Source organism: Streptomyces sp. NPDC006655, from assembly GCF_040703965.1.
In the GTDB taxonomy this organism is placed as follows: Bacteria; Actinomycetota; Actinomycetes; order Streptomycetales; family Streptomycetaceae; genus Streptomyces.
Map to the genome: position 1 here is coordinate 1 of NZ_JBEYJU010000170.1, position 9,522 is coordinate 9,522.

Here is a 9,522-nt window from a genome sequence, read left to right on the forward strand (position 1 = left end):
GTCATGTGGCGGAGCCACCTGGCCCGCCACCCCGTGCGTCGAGCGTGCGTGCCGGGCGTCGCGACGCCGCGGAGATCCATCAGAAGGGCCCTAGGCTCGGGGCCCTACGGCCTGCGTCGTCGCCCGCAGCAGCGTGACCACCGCCGCGCCGCCCAGCCCGATGTTGTGCGCGAGCCCCACCCGGGCGCCCGCGACCTGCCGGTCCCCCGCAGTGCCGCGCAGCTGCCACACCAGTTCGGCGGTCTGCGCGAGACCGGTCGCGCCCAGCGGATGCCCCTTGGAGATGAGCCCGCCGGAGGGGTTCACCACCCAGCGCCCGCCGTACGTGGTCGCGCCGGACTCGACGAGTTCGCCGGACCGGCCGGCCGCGCACATGCCGAGCGCCTCGTAGGTCAGCAGCTCGTTGACGGAGAAGCAGTCGTGCAGTTCGACGACGTCGACGTCCTCGATGCCGAGGCCCGAGCTGTCGTACACCTGGCGGGCCGCCGCCCGGGACATCGGCTGTCCCACCACGTCGATGCACGAGCCCGACGCGAAGGACTCCCCGGTGTCGGTGGTCATCGCCTGCGCGACGATCTCGACCAGGCCGGTGAGCCCGCGCCGCCCGGCGAACCGTTCGGAGACGACCACGGCCGCCGCCGCGCCGTCGGAGGTGGGCGAGCACTGGAGTTTGGTGAGGGGGTGGTGGACGGTGCGGGCGGCGAGGACGTCGGCGACGTCGTAGGCGGCCTGGAACTGGGCGTAGGGGTTGTCCGCCGAGTGCCGGTGGTTCTTGGCGGCCACCGCGGCGAGCTGCGCCTCGGTGGTGCCGTGGCGCTCCATGTGCTCACGGGCCGCGTCGCCGAAGATCTGCGCGGTGGGCGGGGTCGTCTCGAAGCCGTGCCGGGCGGCCATGATCCCGTAGTGCCGGGCGACGGGAGAGGTGGCGAAGTCCCCTCCGTCGGCGCCGCCGCCGAGCGCGCCCTTCTTCATCTTCTCGAAGCCGAGGGCGAGGACGCAGTCGGCGGCGCCGCCCTCGACCAGCTGCCTGGCCAGCATCAGGGCGGTCGCGCCGGTGGCGCAGTTGTTGTTGACGTTGTAGACGGGGACGCCGGTGAGACCCAGTTCATAGACGGCGCGCTGGCCGGCGGTGGAGGGCTGGAAGCAGTAGCCGACGGGAACCTGTTCCACGTCGTCGTAGGCGATTCCCGCGTCGGCGAGCGCGGAGCCGGCCGCCTCCCGGACCATGTCCCAGTACTGCCAGTCACGGGTCTCGGGCTTCTCGAACTTGGTCATCCCGACCCCGGCAACGTAGGCCTTCATGGCGCGCAGAGTAGAACGCGTTCCACAAACGCGCCACCCCTGACGGAGAGTCAGTAACCCATGAGCCGGTCAAGAATTCGTTAGCAGCTCGAAGCAACGGAATAGTTGCCTGTGCATACGAGGTTTAGCCGGTACTTATCAATCGGGAGGCCTCACTCAATGACGCACACGACGACCGACCAGCCCGCCCGGGGCGCGAGCGGGGCCGTGGTTCCGGTCCTCGCCTTCGCGGGCATCGTGGTCGCGGTGATGCAGACCCTGCTCGTCCCGGTCATCAAGGACCTGCCGCAACTGCTGGGCACCGAGCCCAGCAACGCCACCTGGGTCCTCACCTCGACGCTGCTGTCGGGCGCCGTGGCCACTCCGATCATGGGCCGCCTCGGCGACCTCTACGGCAAGCGCCGGATGCTGATCCTCAGCCTCGCCGTGATGGTGGTCGGCGCGCTGGTCAGCGCCCTCACCAGCGACCTGCTCACGATGATCGCCGGCCGTACCCTCCAGGGCTTCGCCATGGGCGCGATCCCGCTGGGCATCGGCCTGATGCGCGACATGCTGCCGCGCGAGAAGCTCGGCTCGGCGATGGCCCTGATGAGCTCCTCGATCGGCGTCGGCGGCGGCCTCGCGCTGCCCGCCGCGGCCCTGGTCGCGCAGCACATGGACTGGCACGCGCTCTTCTACGGCGCCGCCGGTCTCGGCGTGCTCTCCATAGCCCTGACCCTGCTGGTCGTACCGGAGTCCCCGATGCGGGCGCAGGGTTCGTTCGACGTGCTGGGCGCGCTGGGGCTGTCCACCGGCCTGGTGCTGCTCCTGTTGCCCATCACCAAGGGCAGCGACTGGGGCTGGTCCTCGGGCACCACGCTCGGCCTGTTCGGCGCGTCCGTCGCGGTGCTGCTCCTGTGGGGCCTCTTCGAGCTGCGCCACCAGGCCCCGCTGGTGGACCTGCGCACCACGGCCCGCCCCGCGGTGCTCTTCACCAACCTCGCGTCGATCATGGTCGGCGTCAGCTTCTACGTCGTCTCGCTGGTCCTTCCGCAGCTGCTCCAGCTCCCGAAGGCCACCGGCTACGGCCTCGGCCAGTCGATGGTGGTCGCCGGTCTGCTGGTCGCGCCGCTGGGCCTGACGATGATGTTCACGGCCCCGGTGTACGCCCGGCTGTCCGCCAAGTACGGCCCCAAGCTCACCCTCATCCTCGGCATGCTGATCATCGGCATCGGCTACGGCGCCGGCCTCGGCCTGATGAGCGCGGCCTGGCAGAGCGCGGTCATCGCGGTCGTCCTCGGCGCCGGCATCGGCCTCGCCTACTCCTCCCTGCCGGCGCTCATCGTCGGCGCGGTCCCGGCGTCGGAGACCGGCGCGGCGAACGGCCTGAACACGCTGATGCGGTCCATCGGCACCTCCGTGTCCAGCGCCGTCATCGGCATGGTGCTGGCGAACACCGCGAACCACGTCGGCGGGGTCGCCATCCCGACCATGCACGGCTTCCGGGTGTCCTTCCTGATCGCGACGGCCGCGGTGGCGGTGGGTCTGCTGCTCGCGCTGCTGCTGCCGAAGCAGCCCCGGCCGCAGCTCCACACGCAGCTGCGGGCCAGCAGCGAGGAGGACGCGGTGCTCGCCGTCGCCGAGGAGGTGCTGCGGGGCTTCCGCGGCCGGGTCCTGGACGCCGCGGGCGGCCCGGTGGCGCGCGCGAAGGTGACGCTGATCGACCGGCGCGGACGGCAGGCGGGGTCGACACTGTCGGCCGAGGACGGCACGTACACGCTCACGGTGCCGGCCGAGGGGGCGTACGTGCTGGCCGCGACGGCGGCCGGACACGGACCGCACGCCTCGTCGGCGACCCACACGGGCGACGACCGGGCGGTCGACCTGGACCTGTCGCTGCCCGGCGAGACGGTCAGCGCGTAACTCGGCCCACCAGGGGCGGCATCCGCCCCGTCCCCCGACCGACACGCGGGCGGCGCTCCCTCCACATGAGCGCCGCCCGCGCCGTTTGCGCGGGGCCCCTCGGCAGGAGGCGCCGCCTCCCCCGGCGCTCAGTCCGCCGCGGCTCGTTCCCCCGTGCGGCGTCTGCGGTGGGTGGGGGTGGTGAGGGACGGGGGTTGCCAGACGCCGTCCGCCTGGTACAGGTCGGTGCCGGGGGGCACGATCTCGTCGATGCGGTCGAGCACCGCGTCGTCGAGCAGCAGGTCCGCCCCCTCGAGGGACGCGGTGAGCTGGTCCATGGTGCGCGGGCCGATGATCACCGAGGTGACCGCCGGGTGCACCAGCGGGAAGGCGACGGCCAGCTCCGGCAGGGTGCGGCCCATCTCCTCGGTGAGCGCGACGAGTCGCTCAACGGCCGCGTACTTGGCGGCGTTGCCCGGCAGCTCGGGGTCGAAGCGCTGCGGTTGGCGCTTGGCGCGGCCGGTGCCGAAGTCGACGGGCCGGCCCTGCCGGTGGGCGCCGGAGAGGAACCCCGAGGCGAGCGGTGACCAGGTCAGGACGCCCAGGCCCAGCCGCTGCGCGGTGGGCAGCACGGCCCGTTCGACGCCGCGCGCGAGGATCGAGTACGGCGGCTGCTCGGTACGCAGCCGCATCAGCCCACGCCGCTCCGCCACATGGTGCGCCTCGACGAGGTCCTCGGCCGGGAACGTGGAGCTGCCGAACGCCCGGATCTTGCCCGCCCGCACCAGGTCACCGAGGACGGACAGGGTCTCCTCGACGTCCGTGGTGTGGTCGGGGCGGTGCACCTGGTAGAGGTCGATCCAGTCGGTGTCCAGGCGCCGCAGGCTGTCCTCGACGGCCCTGACGATCCAGCGGCGCGAGTTGCCGCTGCGGTTGCGGCCCTCCCCCAGCGGGAAGTGCACCTTCGTGGCGAGGACCACGTCGTCGCGCCGGCCCTTGAGCGCCTTGCCGACGATCTCCTCGCACTCGCCCGCCGAGTACATGTCGGCGGTGTCCACGAAGTTGATGCCGGCGTCCAGCGCGGCGTTGATGATCCGGGCGCCGTCCTCGTGGTCCGGATTGCCGGTGGACCCGAACATCATCGTGCCCAGACAGTGGGTGCTGACCTCGATGCCGGTCCTGCCGAGGACTCGATAGCGCACAGCGGTGCTCCGTCACGGATCGGGGGCGGGTGGGGCGCCAGTCTAGATCTTGGAGTGCGCTCGACTCCCCTGCCGGACAGCCGACTTCGGGTTCACGGCGGGGTTCCGACCGGCATCGGGGCCGCGCCGGACGGGCCGACGCCCACCACTCGCCCGCACCCCCGGTCGGGCGCCCGGCGGTGGGTGCGGCAGCATGGGCGGCCGGACCGTACGACACTCACCCCGCGTGAGACGAGTGAGAGGACGCCGATGACCGCGGCAGCCCCCAAGCCCGAGATCCTGGCCGCGTTCGAGGCGGCGAAGGGGTTCATGCCCGTCGGCGAGGGCCTCGCGCTGTACGAGGCCGCCGTCGAGGCGGCAGCGCTCGGCCTGCCGCTGCTGGAGGTCGGCACCTACTGCGGGCGCTCGACGATCCTGCTCGCCGACGCGGCCCGCGCGGCCGGCGTCACCGCGGTCACCGTCGACCACCACCGGGGCAGCGAGGAGCAGCAGCCCGGCTGGGAGTACCACGACCCGGGGACGGTCGACCCCGAGCTCGGGCTCATGGACACCCTGCCGACGTTCCGGCGCACCCTGCACCGGGCGGGCCTGGAGGACCACGTGGTCGCGGTCGTCGGCCGGTCCCCTCAGATCGCCGCGTTCTGGAACTCCCCCCTCAGCCTCGTCTTCATCGACGGCGGCCACACCGACGAGCACGCCACCGCCGACTACGAGGGCTGGGCCCCCCATGTGACCCAGGGCGGGCTCCTGCTGATCCACGACGTCTTCCCGGACCCGAAGGACGAGTTCACCGGCCAGGCCCCGTACCGCGTCTACCTCCGCGCCCTGGAGTCCGGCGCGTTCACCGAGACCGCCGCCCACGACTCGCTGCGCGTCCTGCGGCGAACGGGGGCGGGGATCTGAGGGCGCGGTTAGAGTCGCAGACGTGTCGTACTCAGGCCCGGAATTCGATCCCCCGCAGCAGCGCCGGCCCCGCCGGGCGCCGCTCGCCGTCGGTCTCGCCGCGCTGGTGCCCGGAGCACTGCTGGGCTGGGTGGTGTACGAGGGGGTGGGCAGGCCCGGCGGGAGTGACGCCGCGCGGACGGACGCCGCGACACCCTGGTCGGCGCCCGCCTCCGTCGGCGACGACGCCAAGGTGCCGGGTCCGAGCGCGTCGGCGCTGCCACTGAAGGGCAAGGTCGTCGTCATCGACCCGGGGCACAACCCGGGGAACTTCCGGCACCCGTCCGAGATCAACCAGAAGGTGAACATCGGGACGAACTGGAAGGAATGCGACACGACGGGGACGTCGACCAACGCCGGTTACACCGAGGCCCGGTTCACGCTCGACGTCGCGCACCGGCTGCGGACCCTGCTGGAGCGGCAGGGCGCCACGGTGAAGCTGACCCACGACGGGGACCGGCCGGCCTGGGGGCCGTGCGTGACGAAGCGCGCGCAGATCGGCAACGACGCGCACGCCGACGCGGCCATCTCCCTGCACGCCGACGGCGCCCCCGAGGGCGACCGCGGGTTCCACGTCATCCTGCCGGCCGCCGTGCACTCCGGCGGCGCCGACACCCGCCCGATCGTCGCCTCCTCGCGCACCCTCGGCGAGCGGGTGGAGAAGGACTTCGCGAAGGTCACCGGCAGCGCCCCGTCCAACTACGTCGGCAACGGCACCGGGCTCGACGTGCGGGGGGACCTCGGCGGTCTCAATCTGTCAACGGTTCCCAAGGTGTTCATCGAGTGCGGCAACATGCGGGACAGCACGGACGCGGCGCTGCTGACCAGCGGCTCCTGGCGGCAGAAGGCGGCCCAGGGGATCTCTGAGGGAATCGTGAGTTTCTTGGGCGGACAGGCATCCGGGGGCTGATCCGGGCGGACACCCTGATCGTCCGAACGATAGTGTCGTTCCTGCGATTCCTACCCTGAGGGGCCACCTCCGCGACGCGCCTCCTCCGCCGACGAGACGACCTACGAAGGACCTGAAGTGAATATCCGCTCTCTCACTAGAGGCGACGGCGTGGTGATCGGAGCAGCGGTATTGCTGTTGATCGCGTCGTTCCTCGACAACTATTCGTACGACGGTGTTCCGGACAGCGTCGACCTGCCGAGCCTGTGGTCGAGCGGACCCGTCCTGTTCAGCGTCGTCCTGGCGGGCATCGCCGGCGCCGCGCTCGTCGTCGTCACGCGGGCGCTGCCGCAGCCGTTGAAGGTGGCCGGCCTCGATCTCGGGCCGTTCGGCGTCGCGTTGACCGTCTTCGCCGCGTGGAGCGCACTCGGCAACGTCATCGACCCGGCGGGCGGCTTCGACAACCTGCCCAACGTGACCAACGGCCCCAGCGCGGGCACCGGTCTCATCCTCGCCCTGATCGCCACCCTGGTCATGGCCGGCGGGGCCGTCGCCACCCCGCTCGTCCCCGTCCTCAAGGCGGGCCTGATCCCCGAGCCCAAGCCGCAGGCCCCGCAGCCCTACGGCGCCCAGCCCCCCGGCGGCTACGGCTACCCGGGTGCCGCCGGTCCGCAGCCCGGCCAGCCGTACGGCGCGCAGCCGCAGCCCGGCCAGCCGTTCGGCCACCAGCAGCCCCAGCCGCCCGCCGCCGCCGCCCAGCAGCAGCCGCCGGCCGCCGAGTTCTCGCCGTTCTGGTTCGCCGTTCCGGTGGCGCGGCCGCTGTTCGCGGAGGACGGCTCGACCGCGCCGATCGCCGAACTGGCGCCCGGTACCTGGTACCTGGCGGTCGAGCAGCGCGGTGCCGCCCTGGTGGCCCAGACGCAGGACGGCCGCCGTGGCGTGCTCCAGGACACCTCCGGCATCCAGCGCGGCTGACCGTCGCCGGCCCCGCGTACGGCCCCGCACCCTTCCGGGTGCGGGGCCGTTGTCGTACAGTCGCCCGGCGATTGTCTGACGTCATGTCAGGAGGCGTTGATGCGACTGGGGTTGGCACTCGGTTACTGGGGTCGCGGTCCCTCTCCCGACCATGTGCCGCTGGCGCGGGAGGCGGAGCGGCTCGGGTACGACTCGGTGTGGACGGCGGAGTCCTGGGGGTCGGACGCCTTCACGCCGCTCACCTGGATCGCCGCGCAGACGTCGACCATCAAGCTGGGTACGGCCGTTGCCCAGATGGCCGCCCGGCCGCCGACCACGACGGCGATGCACGCGCTCACTCTGGACCACCTCTCGGGGGGCCGGATGCTGCTCGGGCTCGGCCTGTCCGGACCGCAGGTCGTCGAGGGCTGGTACGGCCGCCCGTTCCCGAAGTCCCCGCTGACGGCGACGCGGGAGTACGTGGACGTCGTACGGCAGGTGCTGCGGCGTCAGGGGCCGGTCACCTCCGACGGGCGCTTCCACTCCCACCCCTACCGCGGCCCGGACGCCACCGGGCTCGGCAAGCCGCTGAAGCCGATCACCCACCCGCTCCGCGCCGACCTGCCCGTCCTGCTGGGCGCCGAGGGGCCGAAGAACGTCGCGCAGACGCTGCGGATCGCCGACGGGTGGCTGCCGCTGTACTGGGCGCCGAGCCGGCCCGAGGTGTACGGCCCGGCGGTGGCCGACCTGCCGGAGGGCTTCCTCGTCGCCCCCATGGCGCAGGTCCGGGTCTGCGACGACGTGGCCGCCGGGCTGCTGCCGGTGAAGGCCATGCTCGGCTTCTACATCGGCGGGATGGGGCACGCGGCCCGCAACTTCCACGCCGACCTCATGGCACGCATGGGGTACGAGGAGGCAGCCCGGCGGATCCAGGAGCTGTTCCTGTCCGGGCGCCGGGAGGAGGCGGTGCTGGCGGTGCCGGACGCGTTCGCCGACGAGATCTCACTGGTCGGCCCGCGTGAACGCATCGCCGAGCGACTGGAGTTGTGGCGCAAGGGCCCGGTGACGGACCTGCTGGCCCTGGCACCGGACCCCGCCACCCTGCGGGTGCTCGCGGAGCTGAACTCCTAGCCCCCGCTGAGCTGTCCGGCCGACGGCACCTTGTCGGTGACCGGGGCGCCGGCGCTCTTGCCCGCTTCCTTCACGTTGTTGATGACGTCGTTGAACGCGCTCGCCGCGTTCCCGTCGCCCTGGCGGAGCTTGGACGGCAGGTTCTTCAGCGCGTCGATGCTCGCGGACAGCGGCGCGAGGGCCTTGGACAGCAGCGGGTCGCCCTGCGCGTTGCGTTTGGCGGCCTTGAGCCGGTTGTAGGCGAACCCGCCCGCGGCGGCGGCCTTGACCAGGGCGAAAGTACGGCCGTGGGCGCCCTTCTTGAACTTGCCCGCCTTCCACGGTTTCACGATCCACTGGTAGGTCGCTCCGGCCGCGAGACCCGCGTTGGCGACGAACCGGGTCTTGGCGAACCTCTGCTTCTCCGCGGACGTACTCGGACTGGGCGTGTCGGCCACGGGGACCGCCACCATGCCGGTGTCGGTCGACTTGCTCCGAGTACTGTCGCCGGCGCAGGCGGTGACACCCGCGACCAGGGTGCAGCAGAGGGTCAGCGCGACGACGAGGCGCCGTATCGGTACGGGCACGGGGTCCTCCCGTGTGTCTCTCGATGTCCTCCCCGAGCGGATGCTTCTTCCGGCAGCTTCACCCGGATGGCGGCATCGCGCCACTCGGGGCGATGCCCTACAGGTTTCAAGGACCGTCCGGCGGCAAGCCGCAGGGTATGTCCTCTGAACGCGGTGCCAATCAGGCCGGTAGAGTCGTCGCGCTCGTCGCCGACGTCATGGCGCTCATCCTGGGCCTGTGGATCCTGATGTATCTGCTGGACGCGAACCGGGCGAACAGCCTGGTGCAGTTCGTCCATGACGCCGCCGCCTGGCTCGCAGGCTGGTCGCGCGACCTGTTCACCTTCGACGAGGCGTGGGCGAGGGTGGTGGCGGGCTACGGCCTGGCGGCAGTCGTCTACCTGTTCATCGGCCACGCCATAGCGAACCGGATGCACCGCCACTGATCCACACCGGTCAGTGCGAGCGCCCCCGAAGGGGCGCGGGGAACTGCGCGATCAACCACGACGCACCCGCACCCGCGACCGCGCGGAACCCCCCGCCCCACTAGGGCCTGTCTGACAATTCCCGCCTGCCGCGCGTCGCCATGCACGCTCCCCCAGCCTCCGGCCGGGGGTACCCCCACTCGCCGCACCGGGCCCTGACCCAAGTACGTCCGGTACGTGGATCAGGGCCC

General features: G+C 72.1%; 9 protein-coding genes. 6 read left to right on the forward strand and 3 right to left on the reverse strand.

Annotation, left to right across the window (positions count from 1 at the left end; all coding sequences use genetic code 11):
• Positions 1–90: 90 nt before the first annotated feature.
• Positions 91–1,302, reverse strand: a complete 1,212-nt coding sequence (locus tag AB0958_RS42995; RefSeq protein ID WP_366895936.1) for a beta-ketoacyl synthase N-terminal-like domain-containing protein — start codon at positions 1,300–1,302, stop codon at positions 91–93.
• A gap of 159 nt (positions 1,303–1,461) precedes the next feature.
• On the opposite strand from AB0958_RS42995, the gene AB0958_RS43000 reads away from it, so the two are divergent.
• Positions 1,462–3,204, forward strand: a complete 1,743-nt coding sequence (locus AB0958_RS43000; protein ID WP_366895937.1) for an MFS transporter — start codon at positions 1,462–1,464, stop codon at positions 3,202–3,204.
• Between the two features lie 128 nt (positions 3,205–3,332).
• Here the strand turns inward: AB0958_RS43000 and AB0958_RS43005 are convergent, their stop codons facing one another.
• Positions 3,333–4,385, reverse strand: a complete 1,053-nt coding sequence (locus AB0958_RS43005; RefSeq protein ID WP_366895938.1) for an aldo/keto reductase — start codon at positions 4,383–4,385, stop codon at positions 3,333–3,335.
• A 249-nt stretch (positions 4,386–4,634) separates the two neighbouring features.
• On the opposite strand from AB0958_RS43005, the gene AB0958_RS43010 reads away from it, so the two are divergent.
• The 4 genes from AB0958_RS43010 to AB0958_RS43025 all read left to right on the forward strand — a co-directional run bounded on the left by AB0958_RS43010 (position 4,635) and on the right by AB0958_RS43025 (position 8,301).
• Complete coding sequence (locus AB0958_RS43010) at positions 4,635–5,288, forward strand: class I SAM-dependent methyltransferase (RefSeq protein ID WP_366895939.1); 654 nt, start codon at positions 4,635–4,637, stop codon at positions 5,286–5,288.
• 22 nt (positions 5,289–5,310) lie between these two features.
• Complete coding sequence (locus AB0958_RS43015) at positions 5,311–6,237, forward strand: N-acetylmuramoyl-L-alanine amidase (RefSeq protein ID WP_366895940.1); 927 nt, start codon at positions 5,311–5,313, stop codon at positions 6,235–6,237.
• A 117-nt stretch (positions 6,238–6,354) separates the two neighbouring features.
• Entirely contained in the window at positions 6,355–7,191 is an 837-nt protein-coding gene (locus AB0958_RS43020) for a hypothetical protein (protein ID WP_366895941.1), read from the forward strand.
• Positions 7,192–7,290: 99 nt separating this feature from the next.
• Positions 7,291–8,301 carry an LLM class F420-dependent oxidoreductase gene (locus tag AB0958_RS43025; protein WP_366895942.1) on the forward strand — a complete coding sequence of 337 codons (1,011 nt, stop codon included), beginning with the start codon at positions 7,291–7,293 and terminating at the stop codon, positions 8,299–8,301.
• On the opposite strand, the gene AB0958_RS43030 is transcribed toward AB0958_RS43025, so the two are convergent.
• Positions 8,298–8,867, reverse strand: coding sequence for a hypothetical protein (locus tag AB0958_RS43030; RefSeq protein WP_366895943.1), 570 nt, complete (start codon positions 8,865–8,867; stop codon positions 8,298–8,300). The two genes, AB0958_RS43025 and AB0958_RS43030, sit on opposite strands and share 4 nt — an antisense overlap.
• A 137-nt stretch (positions 8,868–9,004) precedes the next feature.
• On the opposite strand from AB0958_RS43030, the gene AB0958_RS43035 reads away from it, so the two are divergent.
• On the forward strand, positions 9,005–9,292 hold the full coding sequence (locus AB0958_RS43035; protein WP_366895944.1) for a hypothetical protein: 288 nt from the start codon (positions 9,005–9,007) through the stop codon (positions 9,290–9,292).
• Positions 9,293–9,522 lie beyond the last annotated feature (230 nt).

Bases quoted from the DNA above. Each gene is read 5' to 3' on its own strand.
- AB0958_RS43010 (WP_366895939.1), top strand. From the start codon at position 4,635: ATGACCGCGGCAGCCCCCAAGCCCGAGATCCTGGCCGCGTTCGAGGCG.
- AB0958_RS42995 (WP_366895936.1), bottom strand. From the start codon at position 1,302: ATGAAGGCCTACGTTGCCGGGGTCGGGATGACCAAGTTCGAGAAGCCC.
- AB0958_RS43035 (WP_366895944.1), top strand. From the start codon at position 9,005: ATGTCCTCTGAACGCGGTGCCAATCAGGCCGGTAGAGTCGTCGCGCTC.
- AB0958_RS43000 (WP_366895937.1), top strand. From the start codon at position 1,462: ATGACGCACACGACGACCGACCAGCCCGCCCGGGGCGCGAGCGGGGCC.
- AB0958_RS43025 (WP_366895942.1), top strand. From the start codon at position 7,291: ATGCGACTGGGGTTGGCACTCGGTTACTGGGGTCGCGGTCCCTCTCCC.